Origin of the sequence: Pseudomonas serbiensis, assembly GCF_030580745.1 — a bacterium.
Lineage (GTDB): Bacteria > Pseudomonadota > Gammaproteobacteria > Pseudomonadales > Pseudomonadaceae > Aquipseudomonas > Aquipseudomonas serbiensis.
Genome location: NZ_JAUQOO010000003.1, coordinates 101,447 through 121,754, shown reverse-complemented (window position 1 = coordinate 121,754; position 20,308 = coordinate 101,447). Strand labels below are relative to the sequence as shown.

General features: G+C 58.6%; 17 protein-coding genes and 1 pseudogene. 5 read left to right on the top strand and 13 right to left on the bottom strand.

Annotated features, from left to right (window positions below; translation table 11 throughout):
* The first annotated feature begins 17 nt into the window (after window positions 1-17).
* Window positions 18-953 carry a LysR family transcriptional regulator gene (locus Q6A51_RS05425; RefSeq protein WP_304574282.1) on the top strand — a complete coding sequence of 312 codons (936 nt, stop codon included), beginning with the start codon at window positions 18-20 and terminating at the stop codon, window positions 951-953.
* 60 nt (window positions 954-1,013) lie between these two features.
* Here Q6A51_RS05425 and Q6A51_RS05420 read toward each other — a convergent pair whose 3' ends face one another.
* Window positions 1,014-1,340: a DMT family transporter gene (locus tag Q6A51_RS05420; RefSeq protein WP_201002799.1), complete on the bottom strand. Its 327-nt coding sequence runs from the start codon at window positions 1,338-1,340 to the stop codon at window positions 1,014-1,016.
* A 281-nt stretch (window positions 1,341-1,621) separates the two neighbouring features.
* Here Q6A51_RS05420 and Q6A51_RS27440 point away from each other — a divergent pair.
* Window positions 1,622-2,404 (top strand): annotated as a pseudogene (locus Q6A51_RS27440) (MCP four helix bundle domain-containing protein); the annotation flags it as partial.
* Window positions 2,399-3,262 carry a methyl-accepting chemotaxis protein gene (locus Q6A51_RS27435; RefSeq protein ID WP_405046125.1) on the top strand — a complete coding sequence of 288 codons (864 nt, stop codon included), beginning with the start codon at window positions 2,399-2,401 and terminating at the stop codon, window positions 3,260-3,262. The pseudogene Q6A51_RS27440 and the gene Q6A51_RS27435, both read left to right, overlap by 6 nt.
* A 230-nt stretch (window positions 3,263-3,492) precedes the next feature.
* Here the strand turns inward: Q6A51_RS27435 and Q6A51_RS05410 are convergent, their stop codons facing one another.
* Window positions 3,493-4,122, bottom strand: coding sequence for a TetR/AcrR family transcriptional regulator (locus tag Q6A51_RS05410; RefSeq protein ID WP_304574280.1), 630 nt, complete (start codon window positions 4,120-4,122; stop codon window positions 3,493-3,495).
* 88 nt (window positions 4,123-4,210) lie between these two features.
* Between Q6A51_RS05410 and Q6A51_RS05405 the strand changes: the two genes are divergently transcribed.
* The gene (locus tag Q6A51_RS05405) at window positions 4,211-4,822 is read left to right on the top strand and encodes an NAD(P)H-dependent oxidoreductase (RefSeq protein ID WP_304574279.1); all 612 of its coding nucleotides are present in this window, start codon (window positions 4,211-4,213) and stop codon (window positions 4,820-4,822) included.
* 17 nt (window positions 4,823-4,839) lie between these two features.
* Window positions 4,840-5,814 (top strand): hypothetical protein, encoded by a 975-nt coding sequence (locus Q6A51_RS05400; protein ID WP_304574278.1) that lies wholly within the window; start codon window positions 4,840-4,842, stop codon window positions 5,812-5,814.
* A gap of 113 nt (window positions 5,815-5,927) precedes the next feature.
* Here Q6A51_RS05400 and Q6A51_RS05395 read toward each other — a convergent pair whose 3' ends face one another.
* The 11 genes from Q6A51_RS05395 to Q6A51_RS05345 all read right to left on the bottom strand — a co-directional run bounded on the left by Q6A51_RS05395 (window position 5,928) and on the right by Q6A51_RS05345 (window position 20,217).
* Complete coding sequence (locus Q6A51_RS05395; protein ID WP_304574277.1) at window positions 5,928-7,343, bottom strand: lipid II flippase MurJ; 1,416 nt, start codon at window positions 7,341-7,343, stop codon at window positions 5,928-5,930.
* Window positions 7,344-7,355: 12 nt separating this feature from the next.
* Window positions 7,356-8,177, bottom strand: a complete 822-nt coding sequence (locus Q6A51_RS05390) for an acyltransferase (RefSeq protein WP_201018544.1) — start codon at window positions 8,175-8,177, stop codon at window positions 7,356-7,358.
* Window positions 8,174-9,589 (bottom strand): O-antigen ligase family protein, encoded by a 1,416-nt coding sequence (locus Q6A51_RS05385; RefSeq protein WP_304574276.1) that lies wholly within the window; start codon window positions 9,587-9,589, stop codon window positions 8,174-8,176. The genes Q6A51_RS05390 and Q6A51_RS05385 overlap by 4 nt, the downstream gene beginning before the upstream one ends.
* Window positions 9,589-10,689, bottom strand: a complete 1,101-nt coding sequence (locus Q6A51_RS05380) for a glycosyltransferase family 4 protein (protein ID WP_304574275.1) — start codon at window positions 10,687-10,689, stop codon at window positions 9,589-9,591. Before Q6A51_RS05380 ends, Q6A51_RS05385 begins: the two co-directional genes overlap by 1 nt.
* Complete coding sequence (locus Q6A51_RS05375; protein ID WP_201018547.1) at window positions 10,673-11,896, bottom strand: glycosyltransferase family 4 protein; 1,224 nt, start codon at window positions 11,894-11,896, stop codon at window positions 10,673-10,675. The genes Q6A51_RS05380 and Q6A51_RS05375 overlap by 17 nt, the downstream gene beginning before the upstream one ends.
* A 3-nt stretch (window positions 11,897-11,899) precedes the next feature.
* Window positions 11,900-13,216 (bottom strand): cellulase family glycosylhydrolase, encoded by a 1,317-nt coding sequence (locus Q6A51_RS05370; protein WP_304574274.1) that lies wholly within the window; start codon window positions 13,214-13,216, stop codon window positions 11,900-11,902.
* A 1-nt stretch (window position 13,217) separates the two neighbouring features.
* Entirely contained in the window at window positions 13,218-14,396 is a 1,179-nt protein-coding gene (locus Q6A51_RS05365; protein WP_304574273.1) for a glycosyltransferase, read from the bottom strand.
* The gene (locus Q6A51_RS05360) at window positions 14,396-16,387 is read right to left on the bottom strand and encodes a GumC family protein (RefSeq protein ID WP_201018550.1); all 1,992 of its coding nucleotides are present in this window, start codon (window positions 16,385-16,387) and stop codon (window positions 14,396-14,398) included. The genes Q6A51_RS05365 and Q6A51_RS05360 overlap by 1 nt, the downstream gene beginning before the upstream one ends.
* Window positions 16,388-16,403: 16 nt before the next feature.
* Window positions 16,404-17,180 carry a polysaccharide biosynthesis/export family protein gene (locus Q6A51_RS05355; protein ID WP_201018551.1) on the bottom strand — a complete coding sequence of 259 codons (777 nt, stop codon included), beginning with the start codon at window positions 17,178-17,180 and terminating at the stop codon, window positions 16,404-16,406.
* A 143-nt stretch (window positions 17,181-17,323) separates the two neighbouring features.
* Window positions 17,324-18,781 (bottom strand): mannose-1-phosphate guanylyltransferase/mannose-6-phosphate isomerase, encoded by a 1,458-nt coding sequence (locus Q6A51_RS05350; protein ID WP_304574272.1) that lies wholly within the window; start codon window positions 18,779-18,781, stop codon window positions 17,324-17,326.
* On the bottom strand, window positions 18,781-20,217 hold the full coding sequence (locus tag Q6A51_RS05345; RefSeq protein WP_201018553.1) for an undecaprenyl-phosphate glucose phosphotransferase: 1,437 nt from the start codon (window positions 20,215-20,217) through the stop codon (window positions 18,781-18,783). The genes Q6A51_RS05350 and Q6A51_RS05345 overlap by 1 nt, the downstream gene beginning before the upstream one ends.
* Between the last annotated feature and the right edge of the window lie 91 nt (window positions 20,218-20,308).

Below are 20,308 nucleotides of genomic sequence, written 5' to 3'. Positions count from 1 at the left end.
TGCCATGAGATGACTCGATGCTCAACAGTAATGCTCTCAGAAAGCTCGACATGCAGGACCTGATGGTCTTCGCCTCGGTCTACGAGCTGCGCAATCTGACGCTGGTGTCGGAAGCACTGCATGTCAGCCAGTCGACGGTCAGTTACTGTTTGAAGAAGTTGCGCGCCAACTTCGAGGACGATCTGTTCATCAGCACCCGTAACGGGATGCGTCCGACTCGCAAGGCCATTGCCATGCAAAGTCATGTGCAGCAGATCCTGCAAAAGATCAATCTGTGCCATGACGGGCTGCAATTGTTCAACCCCACCAGCCGGCAGACAACCTTCACGGTCTGTGCCCCCGAGTATTTCGAGTTGCTGGTCTTGCCGCACCTGATGCGCGGGTTCATCGCTGCCGGATATACCGTCACTGTCAATGTCCAGAAGCTCAACAAGGAATTGCCTGCCCAGTCCTTGAGCGAAGGCCAGTTCGATCTGGCCCTGTGTTTTGGGCCAGGCTTTCATCGCGTACCCGAGAGCCTGACGACCCAGGTCTTGCTCGAAGACGATCTGGTCTGCGTGATGGATGCGCAATCCGCGCCGCTGTGTGCCAGCATCGATATCGAAACCTTCACTCAGCGTCATCATGTGTACCCGACCCCCTGGACGTCCGACACCAACATGGTGGATGGCTGGTTACATCGCCAGGGCCGCGAACGCCACATCATCACCCGCGCCACCAGCTACCGCGCCGCCCTGCAAATGCTTGAAGGGACCGACTTCATACTGGTACTGCCGCGCCGTATCCAGACCTTGCTGGCCACCGAACCCTGGGTTGCCGTATTTGAACTGCCTCCTGATTTGCCGGGCTTCACCCTGGACATGGCCTGGAGCAGGGAAGTCGAGGAAGACGAAGCCAATGGCTGGTTTCGCGAGCAGGTGGTGAAGGTTTGTGCGGAGCAGGGGTTGCTGTAAATAGATGAATGCATGGACTCTGCCGTTCCGGCATGCCGCTGCAAAAGCTCGGGTTGTGTCTCAATGGGAGTCTGAGGATAGAAACTTCAGTCCTACGATTCCAGCCAGGATGAACAGAAAGCACAAGATGCGAAGCAGGCTGCGATCTTCACCCAAGAAGGCCATCCCGTAGATTGCCGTGCCCAGTGCCCCGATTCCAACCCATACGGCGTACGCGGTGCCTACTGGAATGGTGCGGGTTGCCAGAGAGAGCAAATACATGCTCAGACAGATGAATACGCCACAAAACAGGCTAGGCAGCAGCTTTGTGAACCCGTCGGTGCGAGGCATGACAGCGGCGTAGAAAATCTCGCATGCACCCGCAAGCAACAAAAAAATCCATCCCAATTCCAGGTTCCTTTTTCTCGTCTATTCAAGTCGTAGAGGCCGACATGTTGATTCTGGCCTTGCAGTCATCTTGTGCACCCTGAGGGGGCCATGTGTGGGCTGTCTGCCGGGAGGATAAAGCCTGATCACCCGCCTGAATCACCTGCCAAAAAAAGAAAATGCAGGAAAAAAGCAAAATCTTATGCAAGAGCGGCGAATTTATGGCGTCACAATGATGTCACAATGCCGCTTCCTAAAAAATCTTTCATCAGGTTCCCTCTCCTTCCTTGTGAGTTCGCAACATGAATATTCTGAGTCAGTCCAAATTCTCGACCAAGCTGCTGGCAGCCTTCATCGTTTGTGCCCTGATTACCTTGGCTGTGGGTGGCTTGGGTATGGTTGGAGTCAGCAGGCTGTCCGATGCGTTGGCGTTGACCTTTTCCAACAATCTGGTCTCGGTGGGCAATACCAATGAAACCCTGACCAGCCTGACAGCCCATAACCGTGGGCTCTACAGATTGCTCGATGCCCAGGATGGCGGTGTCCCGGAGGCGGACAAGGAGCGGGTTCGCCAGGCGCTGGCGTCGGATCTGGAGCGTATGCAGAAGGTTTTTGCAACCTACCGCGCCACGCCTCTGGAAGACGATGAGCGTGCTGCCGGTGATGAGTTCGAGAAGCTCATGCCTGCTTATATCTCGGGTGCCAGGAAGGTGTCTGAACTCATGACGGCGGGTAATCTGACCGAAGCACGCAGTCGTCTGAATACCTTGTCTGGCGAGGATTTTGTAAAAGCTCGTAGCCTGTTGCGGGTCATGATCGATTCCAATAATCGTCAGATCAAGGAAGGTGCCGTTGCTGCCGCCGAACTCAAGTCCAGCTCTACGCTGCTGCTGTTGGCGGGGATTGCGATTGCCTTTGTGGTCGCAATCATTCTGGGCATTCTGATCACGCGCATGATCACCGGTCCGCTGGCCGTTGCGGTCGCCAGTGCCCAGCGTATTGCCAAGGGTGACCTGACACTATCGATCGCTTCCGACCGTGGCGACGAAGCCGGGCAGTTGCTCAATGCCTTGTCCGACATGCAGCGCGGCTTGAAACATACCATTCAGGAGATCGCCAGCGCGTCCGGACAACTGGCTTCAGCAGCCGAGGAGTTGAGTGCTGTTACAGACGAAAGCACTCGCGGGCTGACCCGTCAGAATGACGAGATCCAGCAGGCGGCCACTGCCGTCAACCAGATGACCGCAGCCGTCGAAGAAGTTGCCCGCAACGCTGTCTCGACGTCCGAAGCCTCGAAAACCGCTACTGAAGATGCTGTGCAAGGCCGTGGTCAGGTGGATCAGACCGTCAAGGGCATCACCACCATGGTCAGTGAGATTACCCAGTCGACCGAAGCGGTCGCGCAACTGGCGGGTAATGTCCGTGATATCAGCAAGGTGCTGGAAGTGATTCGCAGCATCGCCGAACAGACCAACCTGCTGGCGTTGAACGCTGCCATTGAAGCGGCCCGTGCCGGCGAGCAGGGACGCGGTTTTGCCGTGGTGGCCGATGAGGTGCGTGCTCTTGCTCATCGCACACAAGCCTCGACCGTGGAAATCGAAGGCATGATCGGTACTGTCCAGGCGGGTGCCGATGGTGCGGTCGCGGCCATGGGCAAGAGCCTGTCGCTGGCCACCAATACTCAGGAGCTGGCAGAGCGTGCGGGTTCGGCGCTGGTCAAGATTACTGACGGTGTCGCGACCATCAACGAACGCAATCTGGTGATTGCTTCGGCTTCCGAAGAGCAGGCCCAGGTGGCTCGTGAAGTGGACCGCAATCTGCTGAACATCCAGGACCTGTCGACCCAGAGCGCGGCGGGTGCCAACCAGACCAGTGCTTCGAGTCAGGAGCTTTCGCGTCTGGCCACGTCTTTTAACGTGTTGGTGGCGAAGTTCCAGCTTTGAGGTTTTAGCGCTTTTCAGGGTTAGAGGAGGGTAATGCCGATCAGTTAAGGTCGTAAATCACTTTGTGGGAGGCAGCTTGCTGGCGACTTCACGTACAGACGCAGAATATCTGCCGGTTTCACAGGCCTTTTCGCCAGCAAGCTGCCTCCCACGAGGTTGTGTTGTGCCTTAAGTGATCGGCATGAGTTAGAGGAGGGCAGGATCACTGAGGGTGAGTGATCCTGCCTTTTTCATTCAGGAAGGTTTTTGTTCCTTTCGACCATCGCAATGATGGTTTCCAGCAGTTCGGCCTTTGCCTGGGCTGAGGTGATCTCTGCGCTCGCAGCGGCATTGGACAAGGCTTCTGCAGCGCCAAGCATCGCTCGCAGGCCAGCCTGTGAAATGACGCCTGAGGGTGAAAACGGAGCCAGGGCATTTCGGCACTTTTCCAGAAAGATGGCCTCGTAGTCCCGCTTGATCTTCTCAAGCTCCGGCGAGCTGGCCAGTGCGGCGACGACACCGGATATTTCGCCCCCGTGCAAAACGACGCAGTCCACATAGGACGATGCAATGATATCGGCCTTGTTGATCAGGGTCGCATCGCTTGTCTGGAAGGCCGCGTCCATAAGGGCTGTCTGGCGTTCATCGAAGTCCTTGTAGAGCGTTGCCAGCAATCCGGCACGGGTGCCGAAATGGTCATAGACCACGGGCTTGGTCACGCCTGCCTGTTCGGCGAGCCGCCCCAGCGTCAGCGCTTCGGTCCCTTCCTCGCGCACCAGTTGCCATGCCACGTCGAGCAATTGGCGGTGTCGGTCATCTCGCGATAACCGGCGGCGCGGTTGTGGGGCCGGGTTCTGTGCTGACGTGTCAGTGCTTGACATGGAAACCTACCAAAAGTAACTTAATGGCGTAACTTACTAAAAGTATATAAGCGTCGTCTTTTATCCGCAATCAACAGGAGTGTTCGCTATGCATGCGCTCATCGTGGTCGCTCACCATGACCCCCAGTCACTCACCCATAGCCTTGCGGCAAAGGTCGCAGAAGGGCTGATGCTTGCCGATTCCGGACATACGTTTGAAATCGCGGATCTGTTTGCCGAGTCATTCGATCCGAGATTCAACATGGCCGATCACGCTGTTCATCGCGAAAAGGCTTCGCCACCTGCCGATGTGCTCGCAGAACAGGCCAGGATCGATCGGGCGGATGCCTTGGTACTGGTTTATCCGGTCTATTGGTGGTCGATGCCGGCGATCCTCAAAGGCTGGATTGACCGGGTATTTTCCAATGGCTGGGCGTTTGACTTCAGCTCCGATGCCACGCTGGTGAAGAAGCTTGGCCATTTGAATGTCCACCTGGTGGGGGTCGCCGGTGCCGATGCGGGTACTTTCACGAAGCATGGTTATCTGAATGCGATGAAGACCCAGATCGATCACGGCATTTTCGATTATTGCGGTGCCCGTGTCGTAACCTCTGAACTCTTGCCGGATTCCGAAACCCGGGATGCGGCTGCTCATCTTGATACAGCACGTACAATAGGGCGCCGGATTTTTGATACCGAGTTACTGGGTGAGCCTGTTTGAGCAAGGTGTAGCGTTGTATGCAGATTCAGAAAATTCAGGATGATATCGGCGAGCACCGAAAGTTGTTCGTACGTTTGCCGTTCGCACGTCTGTTCAGGAAGCGCGAGTATGCAGTCACCTCAGGTTACCTGCTGATCATTTCCATCTTCATGCTGTACAGGATCGGCAGCAATGGTGTGGACGGATTTGTCGATACCATCGCATGGATGTCGTACTGCATGGCGGTGTTGATGATCGCTCTTATGCGCTGTGTGGATGTGATCGCCATTACCCGCTCCGACGTCATCGAGCGGGTGGCGGGTATCGCCAGACCTCAGGACTGCACGGTGCATATCGGCCTGCAAGTTCAGGAGCAGCAGTGGTTTCGTCAGCGTTACCAGTGCGCAAATGAGCAACTGGCCAATGAGGCTTTGGCGCTGGAGGAGCAGTGGTGCAGTTGGCAGCGCATCTGTTCGAAGGCCGGTGATGATCAGGCCAGTGACTTCAAACGGTTTTATTTCAGCTTTCCGGAATCCGGGCGTTTCATGACGCTGCTGGTGGGCTTCTTTGCGATTGTCGCCACGCTCATCATTACTCTGGGCGCGACCCCGACTGCTTACTTTGAGCTGGTGGACGACTGGCGCGGGTATGTCAGGCTTGTCATTCAGGTAACGATGTTACTGGCCTATGCCGCGTTGCCTTTGCTGGGGGCAAAGGTCATGTTGAAAGAGATGTTCCTGACCTTGCTGGATTACATCAACGCCATGCAAGTCACTGATCGAAGCTTCTATCGATATATTCGCCAGATGATCTGGAGTGCCGGGGTCAGGCCTGGGCCGCCGCGCTCTCGTGGCAAGGTCCCGGTTGCCGTCGACCGGGCGCTGGCGTTTTTCTCGCTTTCGCCCTTTGCAGCGCTACGGGCCTCCGGTCATTTTCCGGGCTGGTATATTCGCAAGGTTCCTTTCGTCCTGAACTTTGTCTTTGGCTTCATGGTGTTGTTGCTTTGTTCATGAGGCCATCGGGCGTAGGCGAATTCATTCGCGACCGGCTGCTTGGCAGTCGCAGGTTTTGCGAGCGCTTCGCACTCGGTTGTCGCAATGCCGCCCGGAACAAGCATGTCGTCCGCTCATTCGTGAACAGGTCGCCACGGCTTCAGCCACAACGCCAGCCCGACCATCAGCGCGGCGCTATAGGCGCAGCCAAGTGCCAGTTGAGTCCAGATATCCTGCAAGGGATGCAGCAACAGGGCCGCCAGTAACATGAACAGTGTGGCTAGCAGCCAATGACTGCGCCACGGGACGACCGCAAGCAAGGATTGGCGACGCATCAATAGCAGGCCGGTGACCAGCGCGCCGCCCAGTGCCGCGATGGCGATACCGGTCAAACCCAGGAAGAACGGCAGTGTGCCCAGCAGCAAGGCATTGCACAGGCTGCCGATCAACTCGCAGTTCAATGGCAAGCGGGTGTCGCCGTCCGCATAGGCATAGCGAGCCAGCAGGGCATTCCAGGCACCGAACATCAAGGGCACTGAAAACCAGGCCAATAATTGTGGCAGTGGCCCATCGTGGGTCTGATTGGGCAGCAACAGCACCACCAGCGCGCCTGCAGCGCCGATCAGTCCGGTGACTGCCGGCAGTGTCAGCAATGTGGCGCTGCCCAGTCCACGGCGCAGCAGCGACAGGCGTTGGGTGTTCGCGCTGCCGCTCATCAAGCCCAGCAGTACCTGGTTCAGGCTCATCAGGGCAATCAATGGCAGATTGATGAGTTTGCGCGCCAGATTGATCCAGGTCACTGCGCCTTCACCCAGCAACGAGGCGACCATTCGCTCTAGAAGCGCCAGGCCTTGGCTGGCCAGATTGCTGCTCAGCAGTGGGCCGATCCGTTGCAGCAATTCACGCACCGCGCCCTGTTCGGTCTGCCATTGCCATGGACGCCAGCCCGAGCGATAGAGTGTCGGCAGCAGCACGCCCGGCATCAGCAGGCTGCCCAGCACACAGGCAAAGGCCAGGCCCGCAGGCGTCGCCGAGTGGCTGAGCACGGCGAGGTAAATCACCGGCGGCAGGTTGAACAGCAGCGATCCAAGGCCCGCCAGCACGAAGCGTGAACGCGCTTGCAGTGGAATACACAGCAAGCCATGCAGCAGAAAACCCGGCGCGCACCATGCCAGCCAGTGCAGACCGCTGCCCGCCTGTGCGTAACCGTCGCTGTCGAGCCCTGGCCCGATCAGGCGAACCCACAGCCCGGCACCGAAACTCAGCACCAGGCTGAGCAGCACACCGAAAATCAGCAGGCGTGGTGTCAGTGCCTGAAGCCAGCGCTGTTGCTGTTCAGGAGAGCGTTGCTGATACAGAGGCAAGGCCGCTGCACTCAGCAGCCCGGCTGCGAGTGACATGCGCAAGGCTTCGGGCAGAAACATCGATACCAGAAACGCATCGCTCTGGCTGCCCGCACCCCAGGCGGCGACCAGCAGCCACTCGCGGGCAAATCCGGCCGCCAGGCCAGTCAGCGTGGCCAGAGTCAGCCACAAGGTCGAACCGAGCATTGTGCAGGCGGCTTAATGGAACAAAGTGAACAGGCCTTTGCCGCCCACTTTGTACTTGAGGTTACGGGCACGCTCGCCTTTGATTTCCGCGTTCGGTCCGCTGACGATGGCGTAGTCCGGGATCGGCTTGGACACTACGCTGCCGCCACCGACCACGGCACCTTCGCCGATATCGGCACCGAACGAGAGCAGGGCGCGGCTACAGATCCAGGCATAGTCGCGAATGAATACCGGGCCGCCCACTGCCCAGAATTCGGGTTCGTTCAGGTCGTGTCCGCCCGCGATGATCAGCACGTGGGAAGCGATGGTCACATGGTCACCGATCACCAGACCGCCACGGGCATCCAGTTGGCAGTGCCAGCCGACGGTGGAGTCGTTGCCGATGCGCAGGCTGTCCACGCCCAGCACCTCGGTATTGCGCCAGACCGTTGAACCCTTGCCGATCTTTGCTCCGCCGATGCGCAGCCAGAGCAGGCGCAATGTGTGGCTGGGAATCTTGCAGATCAGAATGTTGTAGATCTGCTCCCAGGTACGCAGCATGCGGTCGCGCAGGGTTGGCCAGTTGATTCCATACAAGGGAATCAGCGCGCCCAGGGTTTCGCTGGCCAGCAGGCGATAGAAGCGTCGGGCCAGAGGGTTTTCGATTCTCGGCTCGATATTCAGGTAGCAGATGAAGGACAGGGTGGTGTTCTTGATCCGGGTTTCGAAGCACACCTCGTTGTCCAGCATCCACTGGTAGGTGGCCTGCAATTCTTCCAGGTCTACGCCCATCTTGCGGGCGTAGTCGGGAAGAGCCTCTCTGAGGTTATGCGAATGCATCATGCGGTGTTTCATCGAGCGGTTCCCTGGTCGGTTGGGGCGGCGGGGGATTTCAAGGTCTTTGCAGCCTTGGCGCGCAGGCGCTTGGCTTCGTGCAGGCTGATGCCGACGAATAGCCAGAACAGTGCGACCAGCACGCTGGTGAAGCTGAAGTAGTGATCGAACAGGCCGCTGAACAGTGCCGCCAGAACACCGACGGTACAGCCCAGGCCAATGGCGTTGTCATGGGTCAGGATGATCGGGCCTGGAGCAGGGCGCACCTCTCTCCACCAGCTTACGGTCACGGCAATGAACAGCAGCATGCCGGGAATGCCCATCTTGTAGATGAAGTTCAGCCACAGGTTGGAAATACCGAACTGTGTGTAGCCCGGCACGGGAGGATCGATCTTGAAGCCGATGCCAAACGGAAACAGGGCCATGGCCTGCGGGAAGTGCGTGTATTCCAGGAAGCGAATGGCGGTACTGGTGTCATCGTTGCTGAACAGGCCCAGCAGACGGTCCTGCAAGGGCGGATAGAACATCAGCAGCAACACGCCCGCTATCGCGCCGCCCACCAGCAGACGGCCCAGATACGGCAGACGCCGACGCGCCATCCAGAGCATGATTGCCAGCAGACTCACCAGAGCGCCCCGCGAGCCGGTCAGCAGCAGACCGATGGCACCCAGCGCCGCGACAAGCAGGCCGAGGGAGCGCGGTCCTCCGCTGCGAGTGACGCCAAAGCAGAATGCAATCGGCAGGATCATGGCCATGGCACCACCGGCCACGTTGGGGTGCAACCACGGTGAACCCATGCGACTGGCCAGCGACAGCAGGCTCTCGCTCAGCACGTCGAGGCCGCCGTAGCCCATGATCGCGAGGATCGGCGTGATGGCCGACGCCGAGCCACTGATGATATAGGTCGGAATCGACAGCGCCAGCAACATCAGGGTCCCGGCCAGCATGGCGATGATCACGTGTTCCAGGGCCTTGCCATCGCTCAGCAGGCGTGGCACCAGAAACAGGATCGACAGGTTGAACAGCCAGCGTACCCAGTTGATCGGGCCGTTGCCGTCGGAAACGATCGTCAACTGGCCGACCAGGAACGGGAAGGCGCTGAACAGCATCAGCGCCAGCAGCAGACGCTCTGTGCGCATCATCTTCGGCACGCGGGGCTGCTCGAAGAACATGGCCTGCAACAGATAACTGGCCCAGGTCAGCATGATCAGTGCTTCGGATACTGTGGTGCGGATACCGATCTGGATCGTGGAGTAGGGAATGAATGCACCGATCACACAGAACAGCAGCAGCCCGCGAATGGGTTGGCGGATCACGGTGATGATGGAGGCAGTTCCGACAGCGACCAGCAACACTTTTGCAGGAGGCAACAGCCAGATCATGACACCGAAGACCAGGCCGAAAAACAATCCCAGGGGCATCGCTACCGGCATCAGTGCAACTCCTCAAGGGCTTCATGCAGGCGTTTGTAGAAAGCCTCTGGAGCATAATTGGCCGACCAGGCTCTGGAAATTTCGGGGTCCTCTTCGGGGGCAGTGGACAGCTCTCCCATCAGTTGGACCAGTGCGCTGCTGTTGGTGGGCGAAAACCGCGGGCTGTCCGGCGGGGTGATTTCATCCAGCGACGAACCGGTAGCCACGGCAACCCGTGTGCCGACCCTCAAGGCCTCGATCACCGGCAGGCCGAAGCCTTCGGCATAGGAGGGCTGCCAGAGGCGGTCAGCGTTGCGATAGACCGCATGCAGTTCGCTATCGCTGATGCCGCTGAGCACATGCAGCCCCGGCAAGCGGCGCTGGGATTCGTTCAAGGGCTCGCTGCCGCCGACCAGCACCAGGTCCGGTACGGTCTGGAACTGAAGACGGGCGTTCTGCCAGGCATCGACGAACCAGGCAATGTTCTTGCGTGGTTCGCGAGTGCCGACACATAACCAGTAGCGTTCGGGCAATTGCAACTCGCTGATATCGGCAGGTTCCCCTTTGAAGCCTTCGACCAGCAACGGCACCGTACGCAATTTGTTACGGGCTGAAGGGAACAGGCGGATGACTTCATTTGCAGTGAATTGCGAAGGCACCCACACCACGTCGGCCACTTTCAGCGAATGGGCAATCGAGAGGTAGTCCGTCAGGCGATAGAACGCTGCCTTGAGTCGCGAACCGTGGTTGTTCTTCTGAGTGATCTGGAACAGGTCATGCAATTGCAGCACGTAGCGCACGTTGGCAGGCTTGCGCCCCAGAGGCAGGCCCATGTTGATGTTGGCCACGTAGATCTGTACTTCCGTGTCGCGCAGGGCCTTGGGCAGAAACAGGCCCTCGAAGCCCAGTCGATCCGGCAGACGATGCACCGAGTTCAGCGGGGTCGCCCACCTGGGCGCATGGATCAGGCGCCGGATCGGATGATCGTAAGGAGCAACCCCGAACAGTTGCAGTTGCACGTCGGGGTGAGCGCGAAAGGCATCTTCCAGCGCGAAGTTCTGGCGACCGATGCCGCTGATGGGGTAACCGGCCGCAGCGCGGTAATCAAGTCCGATACGCATGCGCGAGATCCTTGCTTGGGGGCGAAAGTCGGGTGTAGATGCCTTCCAGCTGGGCGGCCGAAACGGACCAGTCATGCCGTGAGCGAACGTAGGCACGTCCGGCTTCGCCAATCTGGATAAGGCGTGCAGGGCTGTCGATGTTGTCGGCGATCAGGCGTGCCAGTTGTAACGGGTCCTCGCTGCCCAGGTAGTGCTCGCCATTGGTGACTTCCAGGCCCGATACACCCTGCCCGGTGGTGACCACGGGCAGGCCGGCAGCCATGGATTCAAGAGTCTTGAGTTTCGAGCCGCCACCTTGACGCAGTGGCGCGAAAAACATCGAAGCGCTGCTCTGCAAGGCTCGCAGGTCCGGCACGAAGCCCAGCCATTCGATGCGCTGATCCGTCCAGCGCTCGCGCCAGGACTCAGGCATGCCGAAGCCGCCCACGGCAAAGCGCACTGTAGGGGACAGCTCCCATACCAGTGGCATGATTTCGTCCAGCGCCCACTCGATGGCGTCCACATTGGGGCCGTATTCATAGTTGCCGATGAACAGCAGGCGGCGGTTGTAACGGTCTGCGTGAACATTGGCGTAATAGCTGCAATCGACGCTGTTGACCGCGATGGAAGTCGCCCGGCCGCTCAGGCGTGAAAGAGCCTTGGCATCATCCTCGGTGACGGCGACCAGTTCGCTGGCCTGGCGGAAGACCCTCAGCTCCCAGCGGCGGTAGCGCCAGCGATCATAGACGGCGAAGGCGCTTGCCCAGCGGGGCAGGCGGTCATAGCTGGCGGCACCCAGCGCCGATTCGACATTGTGCTCGGTAAGCACAAACGGTTTGCCCGAACGCTTGAGCGCCCGCTCGAATGGCTGAAAGGCATAGGTGTGCTGAAGCTGGATGATGTCCCAGTCTTCTTCAAGCAACTTTTCGAACGCCTTTTCCAGTTTCGGCGCATAGCCGTTGACGCTGGCCAGCATGGGAGGCGGTGCGAAGGCCACAGCCAGCAACGTGCGCAGGCTGAACAGCGGGCGTCGATCAATGACGATCAAGCGCTCCAGCCAGGGTTCCAGCGCGCTGCGGCAGGCATCATCCAGCGCAACCTTGGATTGCACCAGCAGGGTTATCCGGTGGCCTCGTGCTGCCAGATTGCGCAGCAGATGATATTCCCGGGTCTTGCCGCCGCTGGTGGTTGGCCAGGGCAAGTAAGGTAGCGTCCATAGAATTCGCATGGCTTATGGATTCCATTCCAGAATTTGCAGGGAAGGTTTGAGCGCCAGACTGATGCCCTGGCTACCAGACAATGGCGTCTGTGTGCCGGCCAGAGGGTCATGAACGATGCCTTCATGGATTTGCGGAAAGTTCAGAGTGGTGCCGGTGGCGCTCCAGAACATCAGCAGATGTTTGCCGTCGCTGCGTGTCCATGGCACGGCAAACAGGTCATCGGGAACTGTGCTGACGGCGGGCGGTGCGGCGGGCTCCAGGCGCGGGCCGGTGATATTCAGAAAGTTTTGCAGCGCAGTGTAGACAGGCTTGGGGTTGGCTTGCAGGTCGAGCAGGCCGTAACCCTGGTCGCGGGCGCTGGCGCGTTCATCCAGGTCGCTGAGGTTGAACAGGAAAATACGCTGGAAATCCAGAGCGCTCATCAGCGCCAGACGGCGCAGGGTGTAGTCGGCCTGGCCCTGGATACCGATGATGGCCTGCATTTCCACCGGGCCGGCATAGCTCGACCAGCCCCATTCGGTGGCCCAGACCTGCGAGACGCCATTGCTGTGCAGCAACTGGTTCATGGCGTTGGAACGCACCAGAAAATCCCGGTCTGCGACCGAGTCACCTTCGGGGTATTCGGAATACGGGTGGTAAGCCGCCACGATATTCTGCGAACCCAGATTGTTTTCGACCAGTGTCTGCAACATGTAGCCCGAGCGATGCTGCATCTGGCTGTAATAGGCCATGCCGGCGGTCACGATGGTCTTGTCCGGCAGGACTGCACGGATCGCATTGGCGGTGGTGGTCAACAGATTGCTGTAGGCGACCGGGTCCGCCTGTGGCAGCCAGACGATATTGGGCTCGTTCCAGACCTGCCAGTTGTTCACATGGGAATAACGCTGGGCCAGCGCCGTCATGCGCGCGGCAAAGACATTGAAGTCCCTGGGGGGATATTGATCGCGGCTCGCTGCGCTGGACGCCGAGTTGCTGGCAAAGGGTGCCGAGCCCACCAGATAGGCGAGGGTGTTATAGCCATGAGTCTTGATCGCGGCCATGGCAGCATCAAGCTCTGTCAGGTTGTACTGATCCTGGACGGGCTCGATGATTGGCCAGTGAATGGTCAGGCGTATCCAGTTCAGCCCGAGTGCGTCCAGGCGCGCCATCTGCTGCTGATAGACCTCTGGAGCGAAATACTGGAACTGCACGTTGACGCCCAGAAAGTCCTTCCAGACCACTGCACGCGGTGCTTGCAGAATGGTCGCGGCCTGAGCGACGGTTCCCATGAGCATCGCGCTTGTCAGTAGTGCCGCGATAGCCAGCCATGATCTTGATCTGCACTGCATGTCAGTTCACCTCGCATGCTTGCCGGAATACATCCTTGAAGCGTTCTGCCGTCTGACTCCAGACTCGGGTCTTGCCTATGCGCGTCGCGTTCTCGGCCCATTCAATGGTCATGTCCGGTGCTGCGCAGACAAGATTCAAGGCGGCTGTCAGTGCTTCTACATCGCCCTGCGGGTAGATCATGCCGTTGCCATGGGAGACTTCTTCGGCAAACGAGCGTGCATCCGAGGTGATGACCCCGCGCCCGCAGGCGGTGGCCCAGGACAACGCGCCACTGGTACCGCGCAGCTTGCCCAGAATCCTCAATTTGCTGGACTCGCGATAGGGCAGGACCATCACATGATGGGCCTGGATGACATGGGCGATCTGTTCGGCGGGCAGGTCCAGTTGCCAGTCCACCAGATCCACCAGACCCAGTTGCCGGATACGCAGGCGCAACTGATCCAGATAGCTGCCTGACGGCCCGAATGCCATTTCCGGTTCGCTACCGCCCGCCAGTGTCAGGCGCACACGAGGGCGCAGTTCCGGCTGGGAGAGGAATACATTGGCCAGTGCATCCAGAAGGTCCTCAATACCCTTGCCGCGGTAGATGAACCCGAAGTACAGCAACCGCAGAGGCTGCAAGGGCGGCAGCGGTACCGGCTCGATTGCCAGGTTGCCATGGTTGATCACGGCCATCTGCGCCTGTTGCAGGCCCATGCGTTGCCTCAGGCTCTGGCTGCCCGCCTGAGTCAGCGTGATCAGGCGGGTCATGCTTCTTGCCAGTTGACGCTCCTCGCGCAGGCACAGTGGATCAGCCAGCACCGTGGCTATTTCCGGCAGGGGAGCGCGCATGCCGCTGGCAAGAGACAAAGGCCATGGCAGTTTTTCCCGACGCCATACCAGACGCTCCGGGTCATGCACGGTGGCGCTCAATGGCAAGCGGGGGAAGCGTTGACGCAATGCCCGCAAGGCATGGAACTCTGTCAGCCGTCCGCCGCCCAGTTCGGCATGGACCAGATCGATGCCGCTCCAGTCGGTTTCGGCGACACGCTGCTCGGCCTTGCGAGGATCGTTGCCGATCCCCTGCAAAGGCGTATGTACCTGCACGCCCAGATCTTCCAGAGCCTGTTTCAGATGTCCGGCATAATCGGCGATACCGTTCTGCTCCGGTGGCAGAGGGGCGAGCAGGGCAATTCGCATCAGGCACGACTCCCGATGCGTTTCAGGAACTTCAGAACGTGTTCCGGTACCTCGAAGCGACGGCGGTTGAGGATGACGCCATCGACCTTCTTGAACGCTGTATTCAATGTAGTCAGGGCGTCTTCGAGCATCGGTACGGTGGTTTGTTCGGCGCGCACCACCAGCACGATCTGATCGGCATCACGCAACAGGACAAAGGCTTCCTGGTTGCCGTAAACCCCCGATGCATTGATCAGCACGATCTCGCCCGGTTTTGCCGGAGCCCGGCCTTCGGTTCGCACGGTATGGCCTTGCTCGACCAGCAGCGTACTCAGGCGCGAGATGACAAAGTTCACACCTTCGCCCCGATGCACGGAGGTAAAACCGATGGCCAGGCCTTTTTCCGCAACCTGACCCAAGGGCAGGATGCCGTATATGCGATGCAGGTTGGCAGTGAGTGCCGCGCTGCGCTCCTGAGCGCGTTCCAGATCGGGAAGGCTGGTCCAGATCGGTACGCCAAAGCGTCCTTCGATCTTGTCTCCATCGTGGATGCGTTGGTCCAGCAGATAGAAGAAGTACAGCGCCAGGAAGCCTACGACAGCACTCAACGGGAAGGCCAGAAGCAGCATCAGCATGCTTTTCGGGAAAACCCGGCTGGCGTTGAAGGTGGCGTCTTCGATCGTGGCGATGTTGCTGATCTGGCTGTTGTCCAGTTCGCGGTCGATACGTGCTTTTTCCAGGCTGTCGGTATAGAGCGCATAGCTTTTCTGGGCAGCATCCAGCTCGTTCTGCAGACGCGAAAGCTCCGGCTCCAGTTTCAAGGCCAACTGACGGTCGCTCTCCAGTTGAGCCAGTTGTGCGTTCTGCTGCGCCAATTGGGTTTGCAGCCGTGCATAGCTGGTCTGTTGGTCGGCATACACGTTTTGCATGCGGTTATAGATAGGGTTGGGCGTAATGCTTTCGGAACGCTGGATGGTCGCTTCCTGCTCCTTGAGCAGTTGCTTGAGGTTGTTGATTTCTTCGTTGGCGGCACGCACTGGCGGTGCCTGTTCCTTGAATGAACGCAACAGTTCCTGACGCTCGACTTCCTTGCCATTGATGCGGTTTTGCAGGTCCTGGCGGTTGGGGTTCAGCGCCAGCTCACGGCCTGCCGAAACCGTTTTGGGTTGTGCCGCCAGTTGTTTCTGCAGGGTGTCGAGCCCGGCCTTGGTGGAAGCAATGGCGCGAATGGTGTTGTTGCGTTCGGTGCGCAGGTCATTGAGACCCTGTGACGTATCTGCCAGACGCTGGGAAATGCTCACCGCGCCCAACTGGTTCAGGTAACCCTGGATCTGTTGTTTGTGCGAAATGATGTTGGCACCAATCTTCTGGACTTCAGACTCGTAGAATCCATAGAGGCTGACGCGCCCCAGTGTCTTGGTACGTTGCAACTGGTATTCATCGATCCAGGTCTTGAGCACGATCTGTGCCGTGACCGGGTCATTCCAGGTGAAGGTAAGCTCCATCACTGATGAGCCCTGCTCGTGACGGACCTTGAAGTTCTTTTCCAGGTCTTCGGCCATGCGTTCGACCGGGGTGCGCTTTTCTGCCAGCCCGAGGAATTGCAGAATGCTGTGGCCGGCATCGAAGACCGAACGTACGGCGTACTTGATGCCGTTTTTCACGGTGACCAGGAAGCCGGTTTCAGGCTGTGCCTTTGACAGTTCGTTCAGGTACTTCTCGGCGACCGTGCGCATGATCGGGCGTCCGGTGAGCATGCGTTCTTCGTCCAGCAGCGGGTCCCGCAGGCCGCTGGGTACGACGATCGCCTGGCGGTCGGACAGTTCGATGGGCACGGTGCTGCTGTCGCGGCCGGGTTTGACCAGCAGCAGAGCCGTAGACTCATAACGGTTGGGGAGCAGGAAGGCGCCCAGAATAACGATGACGAAAGTCACCAGCACAGTGATCTTTACTTCGCGCTTGAAGATAAAAAACAGGCGTAGCAGATCGCGGAATGAACGAATATTGATCATGTCTTTTCCCTGACGATTAGTTGTTGTTACGCAACTCGTAGTTCATGCCCAGGCCTATCGATTTCGCGAAAGGAATCAACTGGTTGAAGTACAGGTTGACGCCGTCCACCTTGTTTCCGACTGTGGATTTGGGGACGAACACCACATCGCCGCGTTGCAGCAGTACCGGCGCGCGAGGCCCGCCAGCGTCTGCCCAAAGAAACTTGCTGTAGTCGAAGAAGTAAGTCTTGTAGAGGCCGTTTTCTTCCAGGCGCAGCAACGCCACCTGACCTGCATCGGCATCGAGTGCCACACCGCCTGCGCCTACCAGAGCCTGCTCCAGGTTGGTGGCGACATTGACCGGCAGAGTGACCGAGTTACGCACGGCGCCCCCCACGAACACGGTATTGCCCGGCGACTGGGAAATATTGATGGTCAGGGCCGTCTCGCGATAGACATCCTTGAGCTTGCTTTCCAGCAGGTCGTTCAACTGTTGCAAGGTCAGGCCAGCCGCCTTGACCGTACCGATATAGGGATAGGAAAAGGTCCCGTCGTTGAGCACCTGAAACAGCGTCAGCTCATAGATGGAGTTGGCGGTAAAGGCTGATATCGACGGTGCTTCCCCGGTGTTGCGCACGATACGCAAGGTATCTCCGGGGCGAATCCGTTCCGGTGGCAAAGGTTTGCCTGCCAGAGCCCGTCCTGCCGCCTGGCCGGCTTCGATCTGCGCCTTGTCATCGGGCAAGCCGACCCGCGCGGGTGTATTGCAAGCGCTTAGCAGCAATACGCTGATTAACAGCAGAATGCTTTTCATCGGTCCTGAACTCCTGTCATGCACGAATAAGGCTCCCTTTCGGGTAAAGAAATCATGTTGGCTGGTACTGCCTGTCCAGTGCGTGTTGGTTCAGTCCCTCATCGTTATTGATGTGCTTGTCATCGTGACCTTGCTATCGAATTTCATGCCTTGATCGCTTGTTCCGGAGCCCGGCCATAGATGTCAGTGAAGCGCACGATGTCGTCCTCGCCCAGATACTCGCCGCTCTGGACTTCGATGATCACCAGATCAATGACTCCGGGGTTGACCAGGCGGTGCGTGTGTCCTGGCTTGATGAAGGTCGACTCATTGGTGTCGAGCATGAACTCGCGTTCACCATTGGTGACCCTGGCCATGCCGCTGACCACGATCCAGTGTTCGCTGCGATGGTGGTGCATCTGCAGTGACAGCGACCCTTGCGGACGAACCACGATGCGCTTGATCTTGAAGCGTTTGCCTTCCTCAAGAATCGTGTAGGTGCCCCATGGACGAGTGACGGTGCGGTGCAGGCGATAGGCATCGTGACCCTGGCGCTTGAGTTCCTGGGCAATGATTTTCACGTCCTGGCTTCGCTTGCCGTCAGCGATCAACAGGGCGTCGGGCGTATCGATGATGATCAGGTCGTCCAGGCCCACACCACCCACCAGTCGTTTCGGGGAGTCGATGTAGCAGTTGGTCACGTCATGCAATACGGTCTGGCCGTTGCACTGGTTGCCCTTGGCATCCACTGCGGAGAGTTCGCGTACTGCCTGCCAGGAACCGATATCGCTCCAGCCCAGTTGGCAGGGCACAACGGCGACTTTCTTCGAGCGTTCCATCAGGGCGTAATCAATGGAGATATCCGGGACGGCCGCGAACAGCTCGCTGTCCAGTTCCAGCTGCAACTCCCGGTTGCCTTCCTTGCTGATGCTCTTTTCAAGGCATGCCTTGACCGCGATCAACACCTCGGGCGCATGTATTTCAAGCTCGCGCAGCAGGACTTCGGCACGCATGCAGAACATGCCCGCATTCCACAGATGCTGCCCGCCGTCTACATAGCCCTGGGCGGTGGCTGCGTCGGGTTTCTCGACGAAGCGTGCGACCTGATAACCATCGGCATTGAGCGACTGTGCCTTTTCGATATAGCCGAAACCTGTTTCCGGCTTGGTCGGCAAAATCCCGAAGGTCACCAGCCAGCCTTCATCCGCCAGTACCCGTGCGGCACTGACAGCCTGGGAGAAGGCTGTCACATCGGTGATCAGGTGATCGGCGGGCAGAACCAGCAGCTTGGCATCCGTGCCATACAATCTGAGCGCATGCAGTGCAGCTGCCGCGATGGCCGGTGCCGTGTTGCGGCCGAAAGGCTCAAGGATGAAGTCCAGAGGGACCTTGTTCTTGTTGAGCTGGCGGTAGTCGTCTGCGGTACGGAAATACACTTCACGGTTGGTGACAGTCAGCAGACGCTCGACGCCTGGCAGCCCTGTGGCGCGTTTGAATGTTTTTTGCAGCAGGCTTTCGCCATCGGGAAGACGCATGAAAGGCTTGGGCATGGCTTCGCGAGAGACCGGCCAGAGTCGGGTGCCGGACCCGCCGGCGATGATGCAGGGGATGAGGTTGCTCATCAATAAGCCTCACGAGTGAAGAGCACTGCCGGAACAGTGCGCATAAGGATGTAAAGGTCGAACCAGACGGACCAGTTTTCTATGTACTCAAGATCGAATTCGACGCGCTTTTCGATTTTTTCCACGGTGTCTGTTTCACCACGATAGCCATTGATCTGGGCCAGACCGGTGATTCCCGGCTTGACCCTGTGGCGTGACGTGTACTCCTTCACCGCTTGCTCGAAGAGAATGCCGGCCGCTTTGGTTGCCGTTGCATGGGGCCGAGGCCCCACCATCGACATGCTGCCTGCCACGACATTGAACAACTGTGGCAGCTCATCCAGGCTGGTCTTGCGTATGAAGCGCCCGACCCGAGTGACCCTGGCGTCACCTCGCGTGGTTTGTTGCTCGGCGGTTGCATCGGCCTGATGCTGATGCATGGAACGAAACTTGAAGACCTCGATCAGCCGGTTGTTGTAGCCATAACGTTTTTGCCGGAACAGCACCGGGCCAGGAGAGTCGAGCTTGATCGCCAGGGCGATGAGCAGCATGACCGGCGACAGCGCCAGTACCGCCAGCGTCGAGAGCACAATGTCCTCGGCCCGCTTGAAAAAGGGCGACCAGCCATTGAGTGGCACATCCGAAGCGTTGAACATCGGCAGCTTGGCGACTTCGGTGATGCGGTTGTGGGTGTGCCTGAAAGCAATCATGTCCGGCACCAGCAAGACATTCACCGGCAGCCTGCGCAGTTCGCGAATGATGTAGTCCATGCGGTTTTCGGCGGTCCAGGGCAGGGCGACCAGTACCTGGGTGACTTTCTCTTCCCTGATCAGCCGCTCAAGATCGCTGGTGTTGCCCAGCAAGGGCAGGTTGGCGACGGTCTTGGGCATGCGGCCAATGCGGTCATCGATGAAGCCGGTTACACCCGAACGGATGTCTTGATGCTCAAGCAGGTATTCGGCCAGACGCAGGCCGTTTTCCGTTGCCCCCAGAATCACTGCGTTCTGCAGGAAAATGCCCTTGCGCATCTGGTGCTTGAAAAACACCAGCATCAGCAAGCGCACGATACAGAACAGGGCCAGGCTGCTGAGGTACCAGAAAATCAGCTGCTCGTTGGTCAGACGCTCGAAAAAGCCCATGGTCTGGTGCATGAACAGCAATACGCCGAAGGATGCGGACCAGGCGAAGACGATGACGCGCAAACGTAATGCGTTACTGAACAGCGCTTCGGAATAAACCCCCAGAGCCTGGAATATCAGGACGCTGACCACGCTGAAAAACAGCGGCATCACTGCGTAATCCTGCGGGTTTTCGATAGCGCCGTCATGGAGGAGTACCAGAATCAGCAATCCTGGCAGGATGCAGGAGGCTCCATGGATCAGGCGGATGCCCAAAAGGAAGTATTCGACCAGGCTGGTGCGTGTCAGCGAAAGACTGTCGACTGGTTGCAACCGCATAAAGCTCCCTCACTACATGGCACTCATGGTTCGAGTGCCGATCCATGATCTGTCGGTCGTAATATCCTAGAGTCAAAAAAATATCTTTTCT